Annotated in this window: 18 protein-coding genes and 1 pseudogene; 13 read left to right on the top strand and 6 right to left on the bottom strand. The window is 44.3% G+C overall.

The features are described 5' to 3' along the window. Positions 1-565: 565 nt before the first annotated feature. The 3 genes from AAC855_RS00090 to flgA all read right to left on the bottom strand — a co-directional run bounded on the left by AAC855_RS00090 (position 566) and on the right by flgA (position 2,354). Positions 566-1,006 (bottom strand): flagella synthesis protein FlgN, encoded by a 441-nt coding sequence (locus AAC855_RS00090; RefSeq protein WP_099109737.1) that lies wholly within the window; start codon positions 1,004-1,006, stop codon positions 566-568. Between the two features lie 269 nt (positions 1,007-1,275). Then, a complete protein-coding gene (gene flgM / locus AAC855_RS00085; RefSeq protein ID WP_099109738.1) occupies positions 1,276-1,560 on the bottom strand; it encodes a flagellar biosynthesis anti-sigma factor FlgM in 285 nt (94 codons plus the stop codon). 122 nt (positions 1,561-1,682) lie between these two features. Next, positions 1,683-2,354, bottom strand: a complete 672-nt coding sequence (flgA, locus tag AAC855_RS00080) for a flagellar basal body P-ring formation chaperone FlgA (protein WP_340607651.1) — start codon at positions 2,352-2,354, stop codon at positions 1,683-1,685. Positions 2,355-2,669: 315 nt separating this feature from the next. Between flgA and flgB the strand changes: the two genes are divergently transcribed. The 12 genes from flgB (at position 2,670) to AAC855_RS21545 (ending at position 13,582) form a co-directional block, all read left to right on the top strand. Further along, positions 2,670-3,086, top strand: a complete 417-nt coding sequence (gene flgB, locus AAC855_RS00075; protein WP_099109740.1) for a flagellar basal body rod protein FlgB — start codon at positions 2,670-2,672, stop codon at positions 3,084-3,086. Between the two features lie 5 nt (positions 3,087-3,091). Further along, the gene (flgC, locus tag AAC855_RS00070) at positions 3,092-3,496 is read left to right on the top strand and encodes a flagellar basal body rod protein FlgC (RefSeq protein ID WP_099109741.1); all 405 of its coding nucleotides are present in this window, start codon (positions 3,092-3,094) and stop codon (positions 3,494-3,496) included. A 13-nt stretch (positions 3,497-3,509) separates the two neighbouring features. Next, positions 3,510-4,202: a flagellar hook assembly protein FlgD gene (locus AAC855_RS00065; protein WP_340607650.1), complete on the top strand. Its 693-nt coding sequence runs from the start codon at positions 3,510-3,512 to the stop codon at positions 4,200-4,202. Between the two features lie 15 nt (positions 4,203-4,217). Next, the gene (gene flgE / locus AAC855_RS00060) at positions 4,218-5,438 is read left to right on the top strand and encodes a flagellar hook protein FlgE (RefSeq protein ID WP_340607649.1); all 1,221 of its coding nucleotides are present in this window, start codon (positions 4,218-4,220) and stop codon (positions 5,436-5,438) included. 36 nt (positions 5,439-5,474) lie between these two features. Next, positions 5,475-6,230, top strand: a complete 756-nt coding sequence (locus tag AAC855_RS00055; RefSeq protein ID WP_340607648.1) for a flagellar basal body rod protein FlgF — start codon at positions 5,475-5,477, stop codon at positions 6,228-6,230. A 22-nt stretch (positions 6,231-6,252) separates the two neighbouring features. Beyond that, a complete protein-coding gene (gene flgG, locus AAC855_RS00050) occupies positions 6,253-7,035 on the top strand; it encodes a flagellar basal-body rod protein FlgG (protein ID WP_340607647.1) in 783 nt (260 codons plus the stop codon). A gap of 82 nt (positions 7,036-7,117) precedes the next feature. Next, positions 7,118-7,897 carry a flagellar basal body L-ring protein FlgH gene (locus tag AAC855_RS00045; protein WP_340607646.1) on the top strand — a complete coding sequence of 260 codons (780 nt, stop codon included), beginning with the start codon at positions 7,118-7,120 and terminating at the stop codon, positions 7,895-7,897. 15 nt (positions 7,898-7,912) lie between these two features. After that, positions 7,913-9,031, top strand: a complete 1,119-nt coding sequence (locus tag AAC855_RS00040) for a flagellar basal body P-ring protein FlgI (RefSeq protein ID WP_340607645.1) — start codon at positions 7,913-7,915, stop codon at positions 9,029-9,031. Then, positions 9,028-9,999, top strand: coding sequence for a flagellar assembly peptidoglycan hydrolase FlgJ (flgJ, locus tag AAC855_RS00035; protein ID WP_340607902.1), 972 nt, complete (start codon positions 9,028-9,030; stop codon positions 9,997-9,999). The genes AAC855_RS00040 and flgJ overlap by 4 nt, the downstream gene beginning before the upstream one ends. A 134-nt stretch (positions 10,000-10,133) precedes the next feature. Continuing rightward, on the top strand, positions 10,134-11,774 hold the full coding sequence (gene flgK, locus AAC855_RS00030; protein WP_340607644.1) for a flagellar hook-associated protein FlgK: 1,641 nt from the start codon (positions 10,134-10,136) through the stop codon (positions 11,772-11,774). 158 nt (positions 11,775-11,932) lie between these two features. After that, positions 11,933-12,898, top strand: coding sequence for a flagellar hook-associated protein FlgL (flgL, locus tag AAC855_RS00025; RefSeq protein ID WP_340607643.1), 966 nt, complete (start codon positions 11,933-11,935; stop codon positions 12,896-12,898). Positions 12,899-13,225: 327 nt separating this feature from the next. Further along, positions 13,226-13,582 (top strand): DUF2645 family protein, encoded by a 357-nt coding sequence (locus tag AAC855_RS21545; RefSeq protein WP_422824329.1) that lies wholly within the window; start codon positions 13,226-13,228, stop codon positions 13,580-13,582. Between the two features lie 82 nt (positions 13,583-13,664). Here the strand turns inward: AAC855_RS21545 and AAC855_RS00020 are convergent, their stop codons facing one another. After that, a complete protein-coding gene (locus tag AAC855_RS00020; RefSeq protein ID WP_340607642.1) occupies positions 13,665-13,994 on the bottom strand; it encodes an antibiotic biosynthesis monooxygenase family protein in 330 nt (109 codons plus the stop codon). 231 nt (positions 13,995-14,225) lie between these two features. On the opposite strand from AAC855_RS00020, the gene AAC855_RS00015 reads away from it, so the two are divergent. After that, positions 14,226-14,909, top strand: coding sequence for an ArsR/SmtB family transcription factor (locus AAC855_RS00015; RefSeq protein ID WP_340607641.1), 684 nt, complete (start codon positions 14,226-14,228; stop codon positions 14,907-14,909). A 68-nt stretch (positions 14,910-14,977) separates the two neighbouring features. Here AAC855_RS00015 and AAC855_RS00010 read toward each other — a convergent pair whose 3' ends face one another. Both AAC855_RS00010 and AAC855_RS00005 read right to left on the bottom strand, forming a co-directional pair. Beyond that, on the bottom strand, positions 14,978-15,904 hold the full coding sequence (locus AAC855_RS00010) for a sialate O-acetylesterase family protein (RefSeq protein WP_340607640.1): 927 nt from the start codon (positions 15,902-15,904) through the stop codon (positions 14,978-14,980). Positions 15,905-16,525: 621 nt separating this feature from the next. Next, positions 16,526-16,909 (bottom strand): annotated as a pseudogene (locus AAC855_RS00005) (LysR substrate-binding domain-containing protein); the annotation flags it as partial. Between the last annotated feature and the right edge of the window lie 108 nt (positions 16,910-17,017).

Genomic DNA, 17,017 nt, shown 5'->3' with positions numbered 1-17,017 from the left:
ATTTTCATTAATGTATTGTAATTTAGTTATCTACTGCTTTTTATTTGTTCTAACGTTTTTATTTTTATCTTGTTTATTGCTGAGGTTTAATTAATTTAAATTTTAAATCCCTATCTTAATTTATATCTATAATATCAAAATAGATATTAAATAATAATCTTTAATGGATTTATTGTTTTTTTAAACTGAAATGAATAAAGCAGCGCTTTTAAGAAGTTCAATGTCTACTGTTTATTATAGTATCTGATTGGTGTTTTTGTTATTTTTTTATAGAAAAATCTCAGTGTCTTCTTGTCACTACAATAATGATAATAGGTGATTATACTTTTTCATTTTTCCAGTTATTTGATTTTTAATCTAAGCTAGAAATTGTGTAATCATTTGACCATCATCTATGAGGTACAGGTTATTCTATGTTTATAGCGATAAAAAATGGGACAATTGAATCAAGTTAACGTGGGGATAATCCGAAAGAAGAGGGTGCTAACAAGCAAAAACAGACCCCTTATCACCATTGATTCACCAAGAGGTCTGTACATAACATATTGATTAAAGGTTTTAAAAATCAAACACTGATTTTGTGGCCTGATAATGCAGAATTACGGCGAGCCTGACCATCTGCGCCATAAAAAGAGGGGCTGTGATGACTCTTGAGAAAAGCAATGGCCTGACTATTCTGATCAATATGCTGTTCCAGCAAAAATCCGTTATGGGCATTTAAATCCCGGATACGTTCAACCGTCTGGCTGATTTGATCCCACAATACAACCAGTATTTCATGATCGGCATAGGGGGCACTCACTTTCAGCGTTTCATTTAATTGCTGGCGTTTTCGCTCTGAATGATCAAGTGCCGAGAGTAAAAATGTTTTTTGCTCTGTCACCCGATGTAAATGATTCGCTTCAATAAAGCCTTCGCTCAGGATACGTTGTTCTTCTGCCATCGTTATCGAAAGCGAATTTAAATGTGCGCTTTGTTGCTCAAGCAACAGTTGAAGTTCTTCCATTTATGGCCTTTATGATTTTTGCTGGTTTATCTGTTTTAAACAACCACTGAAAGTATACCTAATGGATTTCAAGCTGCGCTGTGGCGACAAGGAAGCGACAAATTCGTCGGGAACGAACTTGCTCAGCCATAGGCTGACCTCAGATGAGAGACTGGAGCCTCTCGTTAATCCCCCGGAAGCAGCATAGGCAACCGTGTATTGATAAAAACGCTGACCGGGGTAAGCGAGTGCAGCCAACAAAGAAGCAGCTTGAAAGACGAGAGGTATTATCAGTTTTCAAGGGCTTCTCTGATCAAGGCATCAGCAATTTTGCCGCTATCCATGGTCAGAGTTCCTTTCGCTATCGCTTCTTTCAGCTGTTGTACTTTCTGGATATTAATGTCTTGACTACTTGGCTGAACCAGTTTTTTCTGTGCCTCGCTCAGTTTAACCTGCGTATCGGCGCTTTTTTCTGCAACAGCCACGGTCCTGCGAGTGCTATGGACACCTTCATTGGAATTGCGTTGCTGTAAAGCCGCAATAGCCAGTAGAGGTTGAGTGCGTTCAATACTCATAATCGTAATCCTTTATTCAGGCATTATTTATTTGTCTTAGGTAGCAGGCGATATACCGCTGGCATGCCTGTAAATCATGGTCTGATGGTTATATCGGCTGAAAGCAATAAAACTTTAGGCACTTATAACATCATTTTTACACTGCCATTTTCCTGCGCTTCTCCGGTAATAACCTGCCCGGAAACTAAACGGATACGGATATTATCAAAACTGGCAGCATTGTTAATCGCTTTTCCTTCATAACGTACCCGGAAATTTTGCCCATCTACGATGACGATGACATTTTGTCCGGCTTTAATCACCCACGGACGCCGGATCATATTGCTTGTGATAAGTTGTCCTGCGGGGATATTACGGATGGCAATCCCATTTTTTATGGCCTTTTTGTTATGAATGATGTTATTCGGCAGTTTGTCCAAATGGCCTGTCCTGCTCTGAAAATCTTTTTCTGTCAGTACTGAGTTGCGCTGAATGGCACGGTTTGAGACCAGATACGGGCCAGTAACACTAACGTAAATCTGCATAAAACGACGCTGTTGACCACAGTTAACAGGCAGCGAAATATTGCCCCAGTTTTTATTGCCCATAGGGGGATGTATGTCAGGCAATTCACACGTTGGCCATTGTTGTTCCGGTGTTTTGATTTCAACGGAAACTTTGTAGTTCGTACCGTGGTGAATTTGCCTGAAATAATCATTTATTGAGCGAGGTAAATCACTTCCCCATGCCAGAGAGCAACCTAAAAACAAATTAAGGAAAAAGGTAACGGTTCCGATAAATTTTAATAGCGGCATGTTATCACCTTAATTTCCCTTACCTGACATACCTAATACCCAACCCTAATAGGGTAGACCATGATTGCAAAAAATAATCAGTACCTGCTGCCATTCTTCATTTCATTAACTCTATCTGACTAATTAATAGTGTAACGCGCTTGATTATTAGTTAATGGGATAAATAGCAAATCAATTTGTGTCTATTCTTCGAATCGGCTTTTTCTTCTGCGTTTATGCTGTTATCGCTCTTAATGCGTTACAGGGCTTGCTTCTACGGAATCAGCCCTACAAGAAAGGCCATAAATCTGGCTTAAAAACAGGCGAGGGAGGAATATGCTCGATAAATTAGACGCCGCCTTTCATTTTCGACAGGAAGCTCTGGTGCTCCGCAACCAGCGGCAGGAAATTCTGTCTGCAAACATTGCCAATGCGGATACCCCCGGCTATCAGGCACGCGATATCGATTTTGCCGCTCAGTTAAAAAAAGTGATGGATCACGGGCGGGTAACTGGGAATGGAATTGGGCTGACTCTGACTTCCAATCGACATATTCCCATTCAGCCCCAGCAACGTCTGGAGATGGATCTACTGTATCGGGTGCCTCATCAGACGGCTATGGATGGAAATACCGTTGACATGGATATGGAACGCAGCAATTTTGCAGATAACAGTCTGAAATATCAGGCTGAACTTACGATGACGAATGCTCAGATCAAAAGCATGATGTCAGTTCTACAGTCACAAGGATAATGGGAATGTCTCTACTCAGTATTTTTGATATTGCCGGCTCCGCGCTTTCTGCTCAGTCCCAGCGACTGAATGTCAGTGCCAGCAATATGGCGAATGCCGATAGTATCGTCGGGCCGGATGGCGAGCCTTACCGCGCCAAGCAGGTTGTCTTCCGTGTCGCTGCTCCGGCAGGGCAGGAGGTTGGCGGTGTGCGTGTCAGCGAAGTGGTGGATGATCCAACCCCTTTCCGCCTTGAATACCAGCCGGGTAACCCACTGGCGGATGAAAAAGGCTACGTACGTATGCCGAATGTGGATGTCGTCGGAGAAATGGTTAATACCATCTCGGCTTCCCGCAGCTATCAGGCCAATATTGAAGTACTCAATACCACCAAGTCCATCATGCTGAAAACCCTGACTCTGGGTCAGTAACAGGAATTCCATTATGGCAGTTACTGCTTCAATCAATGATTCTCTGGATAATTCAACGATTGGTGAATTAGCCAGTAGCCCCAAAAAAAAGCAAGACAGCAATGATATTAAAGATAACTTTCTGAATCTGCTGGTTGCGCAACTTAAGAATCAAGATCCAACCAATCCCATGCAAAACAATGAACTGACTACGCAGCTTGCGCAGATCAGTACCGTAGAAGGGATTGAAAAACTGAATAAATCGCTGGGCGCTGTTATCGGACAGATGGAAGGCAATCAGGCCATGCAGACGACTCAGTTGATTGGTCGCAAGGTTATGATCCCCGGCGATAAAATTTTAACCGGTTCCAGTGAAGATAAAGGCATTAGTGTATCCACATTCGGTTTCGAACTGGCTCGTCCTGCTGAACACGTAAAAGTGACCATCAGAAATAAGAATGGCGTAGTCGTTCGGGAAATAGAATTTAAATCAGTACAAAACGGTATACATAAAGTTAACTGGGATGGCAAAGACGCAGATGGCAAGGAAGTGGAAAACAATGCTTATAGTTTCACAGTTTCCGCAAGCTATCGAGATCAAGCGTTAGTGACACTGCCGCTGGTAGCTGCCGAAGTAAACGGCGTTACGCGGGGTGAGGATGGCACTAAATTAGATTTAGGGCTGGCGGGTACGGTAACCATGGATAAAGTTCGTCAGATTCTTTAACAAAACGGAGGACATATGGCTTTTTCACAGGCAGTCAGTGGCTTAAATGCCGCAGCAAGTAACCTGGACGTAATCGGTAACAATATTGCGAACTCAGCAACATTCGGTTTTAAATCGAGTTCAGCGGCGTTTGCCGATGTATTCAGCGGTTCTGATGTCGGTTTGGGCGTGAAAGTTTCTGGCATGGTTCAGAACTTTAAAGATGGCTCAACCACTACCACTAACCGTCAATTAGATATGGCCATCACGCAGGGCGGTTTTTTCCGCATGCTGGATGAGAACGGTAACATTTTTTATTCCCGTAACGGTCAGTTCAAAATGGACTCAGACCGCACCCTGATCAACATGCAGGGCATGAAACTGACCGGTTATCCGGCAGTGCAGGGACCAAACGGGCCAGAAATTCAACGTGGTGCAGCACCGGGACCGATCGCTATCGCAACAGATATGCTGGATGCGAAAGCGACTACAAAGGTTACGATGACAACTAACCTGAATTCGATGAATAAAGCTATCGATGCAGCTGCGAACCCGTTTGACCCTGCCAAAAAAGACAGCTTTAACTACAGCACGGGGATGTCTGTATACGATAGTCTGGGTAATGAGCATAACGTGAATGTTTTCTTTGTTAAGACCGAAGATAACAAATGGGAAATTTATGCACAGGATACTTCTGTAGCAGATGCTGCTGCCCAGAAACTGGGTAATGTAGAATTTGACAATAATGGACGTATTAAAGGCAATGACAACGCATTTGCATTTAATATGCCAGCACTGAATGGCTCTAATCCTGCGGCGATCACTATCGATTTTAACGGCAGCAAACAGCAGAGCATTCAGCAGGATTCTGTTTCTAACCTGCAACAAGACGGCTATGAAGCGGGACACTTCACTAATTACCGTGTAGACGCTGATGGCAAAATTTACGGTATCTATTCTAACCAGCAGACTCAGGTTCTGGGACAGGTTGTTCTGGCTAACTTCTCTAACCCGGAAGGTCTGGCATCACAGGGTGATAACGTTTGGGTCGAAACCGGCGCATCCGGCAGCCCGGTTGTGGGTACAGCGGGTTCCGGTAACTTCGGTAAGCTGATCAGTGGTGCGCTGGAAGCTTCAAACGTCGATATGAGTCAGGAACTGGTCAATATGATCGTCGCTCAGCGTAACTATCAATCCAACGCCCAGACCATCAAGACTCAGGATCAAATCCTGCAAACTCTGGTCAGCATGCGTTAATAATCTCAGGCGGATAGCTTTTTTGGAGATCGCTTTATGGATCACGTTATATATACCGCTATGGGAGCCGCGCGCCAGACACTGGAGCATCAGGCTGTTACTACCAACAATCTGGCTAACGCTTCGACGCCGGGCTTTAAAGCCCAGCTTGCTGCGCTGCGTGCTGTACCCATTGAAGGTGAAACTCTGCCGACCCGTACTTTAGTTGTGGCTTCGACTCCCGGCATGGATAGCCGTCAGGGGCCGATGAATTATACCGCCCGCCCGCTGGACGTTGCTGTCGGACAAGGCGGTTATCTGGCTGTTCAGCTTGAAGACGGGACAGAGGCTTATACCCGTAACGGTAACATCCAGATTTCACCGGAAGGGCAACTGACGGTACAGGGACGCATGTTGATGGGCGAGAACGGGCCAATTGATGTTCCGCCACAGGCTGAACTGACGCTTGCCGGAGATGGTGCCATTTCTGCTCTGATTGCCAGCGATCCTCCGACTTTGCTGGGGCAGATTGGCAAGCTGAAAATTGTCAAACCGGAAGCGGGTCAGATTGTGCGCGGTGATGATGGATTATTCCACTTAACGCCACAGGCACGGGAACAGCAGGGTGATGAACTGGCAGCAAGCACCGAAGTAAAAATCATGCCGGGTGTACTGGAAGGCAGTAATGTCAATCCGGTGGAAAGCATGGTGAATATGATCGCCAACGCGCGTCGTTTTGAGATGCAGATGAAAGTCATACACAGTTCCGATGAAAACGCTCAGCGAGCTAATCAAATTCTCGCAATGAGCTGAGTCGGAAACAGAGGATAAATTCATGATCCGTTCTTTATGGGTTGCCAAGACTGGGCTGGATGCTCAACAAACAAATATGGACGTTATTGCCAACAACCTGGCAAACGTCAGCACGAATGGTTTTAAACGTCAGCGCGCGGTGTTTGAAGACTTGCTTTATCAAACTGAACGTCAGCCCGGTGCGATGTCGTCTGAACAGACTAACCTGCCATCCGGTTTGCAGATTGGTACCGGGGTTCGTCCGGTAGCGACTGAACGACTGCACAGTCAGGGTAATCTGGCTCAGACCAACAACAGCAAGGACGTGGCAGTCAAAGGGCAGGGATTCTTCCAGATCCAGATGCCTGATGGCACAACTGGTTATACCCGCGATGGCTCATTTCAGGTGGATCAGAATGGTCAGTTGGTGACAGCGGGCGGCTTTCAGGTCGTGCCGGCCATCATTATTCCGGACAATGCCACCAAAATCAGCATTGCCCGTGATGGTATTGTCAGCGTCAACGTACAGGGGCAGAACGCACCACAGCAGGTCGGGCAACTGACACTGACGACTTTCATTAACGAAAGTGGTCTGGAAAGCATCGGTGAGAACCTGTATCTGGAAACTAACAGCTCCGGTGTTCCGGTTGAAAATGCGCCGGGCATCAATGGTGCCGGATTGCTGTATCAGGGTTATGTTGAAACCTCGAACGTCAACGTGGCGGAAGAGCTGGTCAATATGATTCAGGTTCAGCGAGCCTACGAAATTAACAGTAAGGCAGTATCAACTTCTGATCAGATGCTGCAAAAACTTACCCAGTTATAATCTAATCAATAATCAGTAGGGCTTTATACCCAGAGGGTATAAACCCTTCATGATTACTGCGATAAACATAAGAGCATCGAAGATGGATACAATGCCCGTTGCTGAAAGCCATACCGAAAATCCTATGGCTGATAGCTGTGCCGGTTTACGGAAAAACCGGGGAAATAAGCGGCGTATCAGCAGAACTGCGGCGGTACTCGCATTGTCGGTACTGACATTAGGGGGATGTGCTTATATGCCGCACAAACCACTGGTGAACGGGGTGACAACTGCCAAGCCTACCGAAGCACCTGCGCCAGCGCCGAATGGTTCTATTTTTCAGACCGTCCAGCCAGTTTACTACGGTTATCAGCCGTTGTTTGAAGACCGTCGTCCACGCAATATCGGTGATACGCTAACCATTATCCTGCAAGAAAATGTCAGTGCGAGCAAAAACTCTTCCGCCAATGCCAGTCGTAGCGGTAAAACGGGTTTCCTTGCTGCTGTGACGCCTCGTTTCTTAGAGGGATTGATCGGTGGAGGTAAGACCGATATTGAGATGGAAGGTAACAGTGAGTTTGGTGGCAAAGGCGGAGCGAATGCTAACAATACGTTCCGGGGCACCATTACGGTGACTGTGGATCACTTGCTGGCAAACGGTAACCTGCATGTTATCGGGGAAAAACAGATCGCCATCAATCAGGGAACGGAGTTTATCCGCTTCTCCGGCGTTGTGAATCCGCGCACCATCAGCGGCAGCAATACCGTCAGCTCCAATCAGGTTGCGGATGCCCGCATTGAGTATGTTGGCGATGGTTATATTAATGAAGCGCAGCATATGGGCTGGTTACAACGTTTCTTTATGAATATCTCACCGTTTTAAAAGAGGATGGTCAGGATGAAAAAATTAGTCGCCAGCCTTTTTACGTTGGTGCTGGTACTGTTCAATTCGTTCGCACCGACCAGCGCTTTTGCTGAACGCATTCGTGATTTGACGACGATTGAAGGCATCAGGGATAACGCGCTGATTGGTTATGGTTTAGTGGTCGGGCTGGATGGAACGGGTGACCAGACCATGCAGACGCCTTTCACCACGCAAAGCCTGAATAATATGTTGTCACAGCTGGGTATCACTGTGCCGCCCGGCACGAATATGCAGCTTAAGAACGTGGCTGCCGTGATGGTGACAGCCAAGCTGCCACCTTTTGCACGTTCAGGGCAGAATATTGATGTGGTGGTTTCTTCACTGGGTAATGCCAAAAGCCTGCGTGGCGGTACATTGCTGATGACGCCACTGAAAGGTGTGGATAATCAGGTATACGCACTGGCTCAGGGTAACATTCTGGTTGGTGGGGCAGGTGTCAGCGCCGGCGGTAACAGCGTGAAAATCAACCAACTGGCAGGTGGGCGCATTTCTAATGGTGCCGTCATTGAACGGGAGTTACCGACGCGATTCGGCCAGAAAGGAACACTGAACCTGCAACTGAATGAGGATGATTTCAGTCTGGCGCAGCAAATCAGTGATGCGGTCAACCGCCTGCAAGGCGTGGGAACGGCAACCGCACTGGATTCCCGCACAGTACAGCTGCGTCTGCCGATAGAAAACAGTGAGCAGGTGAAATTTCTGTCACAGGTGCAGAACCTGAATATTCGTGTTGATGCCGGTGATGCCAAAGTGATTTTCAACTCCCGTACCGGGTCGCTGGTGATGAACCGCAATGTCACATTGGATAGCTGTGCGATTGCGCATGGTAGCCTGTCTGTGATTGTTGAACGTCAGACCGCAGTCAGCCAGCCGGATACTCCGTTGGCAGGGGGGAATACTGTCGTCACCCGCAATACAGGTGTTGGTATTCAGGAGCAGGGCGGGGTGTTACAGAAAGTCAACTCCAGTGCGAATCTGACTCAGGTGATCCGGGCACTGAATGCGTTGGGCGCAACACCGACAGATTTAATGTCTATTCTACAGGCGATGGAAAGTGCAGGTTGTTTACGGGCGAAGCTGGAGATTATCTGATGAATGATTTTCTGTCGATGCCGACTGCCGCTTATGATGTGAATTCACTTCATTCACTGAAAGCCAAATTATCACAGGAACCACAACAAGGGCTACGGCAGGTAGCCCAACAACTGGAAGGCGTATTTGTTCAGATGATGCTGAAAAGTATGCGTTCCTCGTTGCCGCAGGATGGCATGTTAAGCAGCGACCAGACGCGTTTTTATACTTCGATGTACGATCAACAAATTGCGCAGGATCTCTCCCATAAGGGGCTGGGATTTGCCGATATGATCGTCAAACAAGTTTCCGGTGCGAACAGTGTTCCCAGTGAACTGGCCGGAACTGTACCGATGCCGCTGGGTAATGACATCCTACATACGCTGCCGACACAAGCGCTGGAGCAGTTTCTCCGCCGCGCGATGCCCGACAAAAACCAGTCTGATAAATCCTCTTCAGGGGGTTCGCAATCAAAATCCCTGCCAATAAACAGTTCCAGTTTTGTCTCCATGCTTTCTATACCGGCACAGATAGCCAGTCAACAAAGTGGTATTCCCCATTTATTGATTATTGCTCAGGCGGCGCTGGAATCGGGTTGGGGCCAGCGGGAAATACTGACTGAAGAGGGTAAACCGAGCCACAACCTGTTTGGTATCAAGGCGGGTAAAAGCTGGAAGGGGGCGGTCACCAATATCATGACAACCGAGTATGTGAATGGTGAGCCGCAAAAAATGCGTGATAGTTTCCGGGTCTATGATTCTTATCTGGAAGCCGTCACGGATTACGTCAAGTTGCTGACGGAAAACCCCCGCTACGCCAAAGTCGCACAGTCAGTGACCGCAGAGCAGGGGGCTCATTCCTTGCAAGAAGCAGGTTATGCCACAGACCCCGGTTATGCCCAGAAACTGGTGTCACTGATCCAGCAACTAAAGAGTAACGGTAGCCAGATGGTAAAAGCCTATACCTACGATTTTGATGATTTATTCTGAGTTACCGTCTAAATCATTTTTGTTCAAGGTTCAGGTTCTTCTGCCGATAACTTTTACAGAGAATTTATACCGATAACGATAGCAGTCATGTCTCTCTGAATAGAGGCAGAGCGAAAACGTAAAAGGATCTACACATGTCCAACAGTCTTATGAATACTGCGATGAGCGGTATTAATGCCGCTCAGGTGGCAATGGGTGTAGTAAGTAATAATATTGCCAACTCCAAAAGTGAGGGCTACAACCGACAGAACACCGTCATGACGCAAAATAATGGAACTATGTCCCCGGTGGGTTTTATAGGTAACGGAACAGCGGTTACGACGATTAACCGTGAATACAGCGAATTTATTAACCAGCAGTTCAATTCAGCTCAGACCAAACATTCTGCGTTAAAGTCGTATAACGAACAGATAACTAAGATCAACAATCTGTTGGCCGATAAAGACACCAGCCTTTCCAATTCTTTCGAAGATTTTTTCAAAAGCATCGGTACCGTTGAGAGCAATGCAGAAGACAGCGCGGCAAGAACCACGGTCTTAGGCAAAGCGGAAGGCTTGGTCAGTCGTTTTAAAGAAGCTGATGAATTTCTGCGCCAGCTTGATAGTGGCATCAATTCTCAGATTGAGCAGAATGTCAAAGAAATCAACAAATACGCAGAAGAAATTGCCAAGCTGAATAATGAAATCATCCGTATGCGCGGTACTGGCACGGGTGAACCGCTGGCATTGCTGGATAAACGTGATCTGGCAGTCAATAAATTAAACCAGTTGGTGGAAGTGAATGTGACACAGCAGGATGGCGGCGTTTATAACGTCTCATTCGGTGGTGGTATGTCACTGGTATCAGGCAGTAAATCCTACCGTATGGAAGCCATTCCATCCAGTGCTGACAGCGGCCGTATTACGCTGGGTTATAACAACGGCACAGTGGGTACGAGAGAAATTGATGAACGTTTCATCTCTGGTGGCGCGTTGGGTGGTGCATTGCGCGTTCGCAGCGAAGTGGTTGATTCCACCCGCAATGAACTGAACCAATTGGCACTGGTGATGGCGGATCAGTTTAATCAGGTACAACACGGTGGTTTTGATCTGAAAGGCGAGAAAGGGGTTGATTTCTTTAATTTCAAATCGTCAGAAATTATTTCCAACAGCGATAACAAAGGTACGGCTGAGATTAAGGTGGAATATGCGGATTCCACGAAAGTTAAAGCCAGCGATTACACCCTCAAATATGAAGGTGGAGACTGGAAAGTCCAGCGTGTTTCTGATCGTGAAATGGTTGCTGTAACCAAAAATGGCAATACGCTGGAATTCGATGGACTGAAAGTTGAAATTACAGCGGCTGATGCACAGGAACACGATAAATACACACTGAAAACCGTCAGCAATGTTATTGCAACACTGGAAGTAAACCTTAAAGACTCTTCTCAGTTAGCGACAGCAAGTGAGAAAGGTGCCGGCCCAAGTGATAACCGCAACGCGAAGAAATTCCTTGAATTACAGGATAAGCGTCTGGTGGATGGCAAGGCTTCTTTTTCCGGCGCTTATGCCTCATTGGTGAGTACCGTGGGCAGTAAAGCCAACAGCGCACAAATCAGCGTTGAAACACAGGGCCATATCGTTGATAAGCTGAAAGAAACCCGTGAATCAATCTCCGGCGTTAATATGGATGAAGAGTACGGCGAATTGCAGCGTATGCAACAGTATTATCTGGCAAACGCCCGTGTGATCCAGACGGCGACGACGTTGTTCGATGCTATTTTAGGCATTCGCTAATATACCCGTCGTCTTTCAAGTTGCCTCTTTGTTGGCTGCACTCACTCACCCCAGTCACATAGTTATCTATGTTCCTGGGGATGAATTCTCTTGCCGCCGCGATGCAACTCGAAATCCATAGGGTATGGCTATGTAAAGGAATAATAAGGAGTGATACTGTGCGTGTAAGTACAAATCAATTATACGGCCAGAAAATGGATGGGATTTTTGGCGCTCAATCCAAATGGATGAAATATGGTGAACAATTGTCCAGCGGACGTCGGGTTATTAACCCATCTGATGATCCTCTGGCGGCATCGCAGAACATTATGGTTTCTCAGTCTGAATCGAAAAACCAGCAATTTACCACTGCGCGTATATTTGCCAAAAATGCAATGTCATCCCAGCTAAGCATTACAGCGAATGCTGTTAAGGTCACAACGAATGTATTTGAGACTTTAGTGGCAGCAGCAGATGAACAAAGTGATCAGGATCGTTCATCCTATGCACAGCAATTGCAGGGTTTTAAAGATGAGTTGTTAAACCTTGCCAATAAAACTGATGGCAATGGCCGTTATATTTTTGCCGGTTATAAAACCGATGTGCCACCTTTTTCGGCAGATAAAGATGGTAAAGTCACTTATGTTGGTGGGTCTGAAAAAATCACCCAGAAAGTGGATGATAACCGCTCAATGGTGATTGCTCACACCGGAGAACAGGTTTTTTTATCCTCGCCACCTAATCCGATTAAAGAACCTGACGGCAAAACTGCGAGTGAGTCTGATATTTTTGCTACGATTGATTTGGCAATCAAAGCGTTAAAAGAGCCATACAGTTCAGCGACTGAAGAACAGAAAAACGAAGCAGCGGAGCTTATCAACAAAGCTAACCGTGGTATTCGCAATAGCCTGAATAACCTCTCTTCTGTTGAAGCGGTACTGGGTTTACAGCTTCAGGAACTGGAACAACTGGATTCTCTGGGTAGTGAACGCAGTATTGCCAACAAAGTTCGTTCAGGGGAGCTAGTTGATGTGGATTGGACTTCCACGATTTCCAACTATTATCAGCAACAGGCTTCTTTGCAGGCTTCTTTCAAAGCATTTACTGATTTGAAAGGGATGTCTTTGTTTGAGATGTATAGATAATACATTCTAATTTAATCCTGTGATTTCTGGCTCTTATCTGTTTGCGATAAGAGCCTTTTATTTCCTCTTTGATTTCCTTAATAACGCTTTGTTATTAATCATTTTAATGGCTTATACCTCTTAGTGTGTATTGAATTATTCTATATTCAGTAAATCCCTTCTTTTTTTCTTATTATATTATTTTATCTTGTGATCGAGATCTTATCTTTGAGAGGTAAGAAGAATCACGTATTAAGTTTTTTGATATAAACGTTTCAGATTTAAGTTAGTGAGTTTAGGAAAGGATTAAATCTCGTCTTATGCCTTATAAACAGATAAGAAAAACAAATGTGCATGAAAACTCTAAATATACTCGCCTGTATTACCTTTATTTTGTTCAGTACGATATTGATAGGTTGTTTGTCAACTGTTGATTATGAATGGACAATCGGAGAGGAAGGAATAAATACCGTTTGTGATGTCGTCAGCTCTTTTGTTATTGATGATGATAGGGTATTGACTGCCCCTTTATGCCTGTTTTTTTTGCTGCCTTTTCTGCTGATATTTGTCGTAAAAGGAGTAAAAACTTTTTCAGTATGTAAATTCAAATCGATCAGCTATATGTTGATTGTAATATTTGCAATGGGATATTGGTACTGGATGTTCTTCGGCCGATTAATGGGGTGCTCATTTGCTACATATTAGCTGTGGCTAATACAATTTATGACATAAAAGGTGGCGAGTATATTGGGAGATGCTGGCAACCGATCTCCCGGTAGCTCAGGGTTTACTCTTCCTTTGGCACTTCTTTCCGTTCATACATGCCATAATCACGAATAATGGCTGAGACTCTCAATTTATAATCTGAAAATACGCCATTGCGCCCTAATATTTGGGCTTCCCGGTGTTGGCAGGTATTCCGCCACTGTTTAACAGATTCCTCATCCCGCCAATAGGATAATGAAAGATATTTATTATTTTGAGACAGGCTTTGAAAGCGTTCCACCGAAATAAAGCCCGGAATAGTATCCAGAAGTGGTCTTAGCATGGCTGCGGTGTCAAAGTAACGTTCACTTTGGTTTTCTGCGATTTCAACTTCAAATATAACGGCTAACATTATCGTCTCCTTGAAGAATGGAAAACACAATCATATATTGCCGTTTTGATGGTTACTTCGTTGGGTAGCGAAATATTCCCTTGGTTTTTCAAGTATCCTGTTGGTTGGCTGGGCAAATTCGTTTCCGACGAATTTGTCACTCCTTGCCATCGCGATGTAACTTGAAATCCATTGAATATAACAGCTAATTATACGTTTAAATAACAGGGTATTATCGGGTATAGAATAGATATGTGTGAATTAACTCTGGAGAAAAAAGTCACTGTAGTTTCTGCATTATTAGCAGATCGTGCCCGCACCTGTATGCTATTTCTGATGATGGACGGGCGCGCTTACACAGCGACTGAATTAAGCACCGCTGCTGATATAGCACCTTCGACAGCCAGTGCGCATTTAAGCCGGTTAGTAGAACAAAATCTGGTGAGTTGTATTAAGCAGGGGCGATACCGTTATTTTAAAATTTACAGTAAAGAAGTTGCAGTATTGCTGGAAAGCATGATGTGTTTTGCTAATAGCGAAAGTATCGGGGTTGTGAAAACCTCAACACCAAAAACATTGCGTTCCTTCCGAACTTGTTATGACCATATGGCCGGAGAAGTCGCCGTAAAAATTCATAACAGTTTGCTGTCCCGTTTTTGGGTAACGGATGATTACCACTTAACCCCACAGGGGAACGAATTTTTCTTTTCTCTTGGCCTGAGCTTGGATGTGAAAACAATTTCCGGACGAAAATTTGCCTGCTCCTGTCTTGACTGGAGTGAGCGATATTTTCACCTTGGTGGTTTTCTGGGCGCGTCGCTCCTGAATCTTTTTTTGCAGAAAAAGTGGGCTATCCGGCAATTAGATAGTCGGGAACTAACGCTGACAGATATAGGAAAGCGTGCACTTAAACAGCGGTTTGGTGTGGAAATATAGGTGGTATTTTTACACCACCTATTGTCCGATAAAAAGGTGACCTGAAAGACGAAAAGTATAAATACATTCTACAACTCAACACCTTTATAACCAGCCAGAATCTGAGCCCATTCCTGTCGAGCAAACCATTTTTGAGTCTCTGCGTTGTAATGCATATCATCGGGAGTAAATACCCCAAATTGGGTGGCGATCCCGTTATAGTTTGGTGCATTTCTGGCATCGACGAGTGTTCGATACTCAGGGTTAGCCGCAATCACACTATTCATTGCTTCGGAAACATAACTGGTATTAAGGGGATCAAACCAGACTGAAAGCGGGTAATAAAATCTCCACGGTATATTACGCGAGCCTATGGCATCACTGAGACCGGTAATGATACGGGTAAAATTCATTTCTGCGGCTTTTGCGGCGGCTAAACTTTCAGTTTCTGCTTCCCACTGATTCCAGTGAACGGCCAGTATACGGGGATTTTTACCCATTTTACGCAGGGAATTCACGGCCATCCGTAGTGTCCTGACTGCGCGGGGATAGAGTGATTCTACATCATCAGGGTCTCGCTCTGGAGCCCAACGGTTATCAGGTGTATCAGGTAAATACATTCCCTGCCCACCGTACCCCATGAGAATGACATAAAGATCAGGTAATTTGAGAGTATTACCGGTGTTAATATGATTTTGCCAATAGCGGGCAAAGCGATTGGCGATATTAACCGGATGATCCTGATTACCCCGCTGTAAACCACACGGAGCGCCAATATTGGCATGACCAAAACTCGTCAGGCCTGTCCAGTTAATGGTTGAAAAATTGACGCTATAAACTTGAGGCAGGGACAGGGTAAATACGTTATTTAAACCCTGAGTAATTGCTTCATTTGGTGCCAATTCAGTGGCATGACCGTAACTATTTGACTGCCCAAGTACAACTAATAACGGAGCATCGTTGTTTCTCCACGGCAGGGATTTTACTTCAGAAGAGGCTGATTTTTTATCTATCATGAAGATCTCCTTTAGTATTTTAAATCTGATTTATATAAAGGCGATATTTTTTTACATAACAGAAATTAACTTTTTTCTTAAAAAGATCAATAGATAATATGTTTTAATTATCTAATTTAATAAGATAGTCAGTATATGAGTTAGATTTCAATAGAGAGATTTATTAATTGTTATATTAAAAAATATTTCAGATGGGAAAGATAAAGGGAATTCATAAGGATGGATTAATATTTCTGGAATTTAGTCATAAAAATATAATCACTTATATATAACGACATGTTTAATATACTAAAATGATACTTGGTATATTATGAGTAATTATCCGTAATGTTATTGTAACTCATTTTAATGATTCTATAATAAGTCTATTTTCTAAGATTAATAATACCGCCTTATTCTGGATAAATAATTTTTCTGGAGCGCATTTTTCATTCTCCGTCGGAAGAAACGAAGATTGGTTATCAAAGATATACTCATTCAACTTCAAGATGCGAGTTATATCTTCCCGCAACACGGAGAAATATAAGGACTTGCCTCATATTATCCGTTGTAACTTGAAGTTTATTGAGTATATTTATTTTTTGAAAGGGTATTAAAATAGCCTTTCTTATCAATTGATAACTATGAAATACTTTGATTCATGTCCATAATCCATGTAATTAAGGTTCTTAGCGGAACCGGAATATGTCTACGACTTGGGTAATAAAGACAGAAATTATCGGCAGGATAGTTATCATCAGGCAATAGGTGTATGAGTTTTTCCTCCTTGAGTTGTTCATTAACAAGACGTTCATAAACAAAGGCTATACCCAAGCCCGCTTCAGCGGCCTGAATCATGGCGACATCAGAGTCCATTACAAGATCTCCTCTGACATTAATTTCAATGGTATTGCCTTGTGCGTCAAGAAACTCCCAGCGATAAATTTCTCCTGTGGGAAAGCATCGGTTAATACACCGGAAATTTATTAAATCTTTTACCGAATTAGGAGCGCCGTTAGTTTTTATAGCAGAATCATATTAATATGACATAATATCTGGATTCACATAACAAAGGATAAAGTGCGATGGGCTACAGTCTGGATTTTCGAAAGCGAGTATTGGCATACAAAGAAA

Origin of the sequence: Xenorhabdus bharatensis, assembly GCF_037996705.1 — a bacterium.
Taxonomy (GTDB): Bacteria; Pseudomonadota; Gammaproteobacteria; order Enterobacterales; family Enterobacteriaceae; genus Xenorhabdus; species Xenorhabdus bharatensis.
The sequence above is the reverse complement of the archived record's forward strand: the minus strand, read 5'-3'. Positions and strand labels throughout refer to the sequence as shown.

Bases quoted from the DNA above. Each gene is read 5' to 3' on its own strand.
- AAC855_RS00015 (WP_340607641.1), top strand. From the start codon at position 14,226: ATGTGTGAATTAACTCTGGAGAAAAAAGTCACTGTAGTTTCTGCATTA.
- AAC855_RS00010 (WP_340607640.1), bottom strand. From the start codon at position 15,904: ATGATAGATAAAAAATCAGCCTCTTCTGAAGTAAAATCCCTGCCGTGG.
- flgK (WP_340607644.1), top strand. From the start codon at position 10,134: ATGTCCAACAGTCTTATGAATACTGCGATGAGCGGTATTAATGCCGCT.
- AAC855_RS00040 (WP_340607645.1), top strand. From the start codon at position 7,913: ATGAAAAAATTAGTCGCCAGCCTTTTTACGTTGGTGCTGGTACTGTTC.
- flgB (WP_099109740.1), top strand. From the start codon at position 2,670: ATGCTCGATAAATTAGACGCCGCCTTTCATTTTCGACAGGAAGCTCTG.
- AAC855_RS00055 (WP_340607648.1), top strand. From the start codon at position 5,475: ATGGATCACGTTATATATACCGCTATGGGAGCCGCGCGCCAGACACTG.
- flgG (WP_340607647.1), top strand. From the start codon at position 6,253: ATGATCCGTTCTTTATGGGTTGCCAAGACTGGGCTGGATGCTCAACAA.
- flgE (WP_340607649.1), top strand. From the start codon at position 4,218: ATGGCTTTTTCACAGGCAGTCAGTGGCTTAAATGCCGCAGCAAGTAAC.
- AAC855_RS00090 (WP_099109737.1), bottom strand. From the start codon at position 1,006: ATGGAAGAACTTCAACTGTTGCTTGAGCAACAAAGCGCACATTTAAAT.
- AAC855_RS21545 (WP_422824329.1), top strand. From the start codon at position 13,226: ATGTGCATGAAAACTCTAAATATACTCGCCTGTATTACCTTTATTTTG.
- AAC855_RS00045 (WP_340607646.1), top strand. From the start codon at position 7,118: ATGGATACAATGCCCGTTGCTGAAAGCCATACCGAAAATCCTATGGCT.
- AAC855_RS00065 (WP_340607650.1), top strand. From the start codon at position 3,510: ATGGCAGTTACTGCTTCAATCAATGATTCTCTGGATAATTCAACGATT.
- flgA (WP_340607651.1), bottom strand. From the start codon at position 2,354: ATGCCGCTATTAAAATTTATCGGAACCGTTACCTTTTTCCTTAATTTG.
- AAC855_RS00020 (WP_340607642.1), bottom strand. From the start codon at position 13,994: ATGTTAGCCGTTATATTTGAAGTTGAAATCGCAGAAAACCAAAGTGAA.
- flgM (WP_099109738.1), bottom strand. From the start codon at position 1,560: ATGAGTATTGAACGCACTCAACCTCTACTGGCTATTGCGGCTTTACAG.
- flgC (WP_099109741.1), top strand. From the start codon at position 3,092: ATGTCTCTACTCAGTATTTTTGATATTGCCGGCTCCGCGCTTTCTGCT.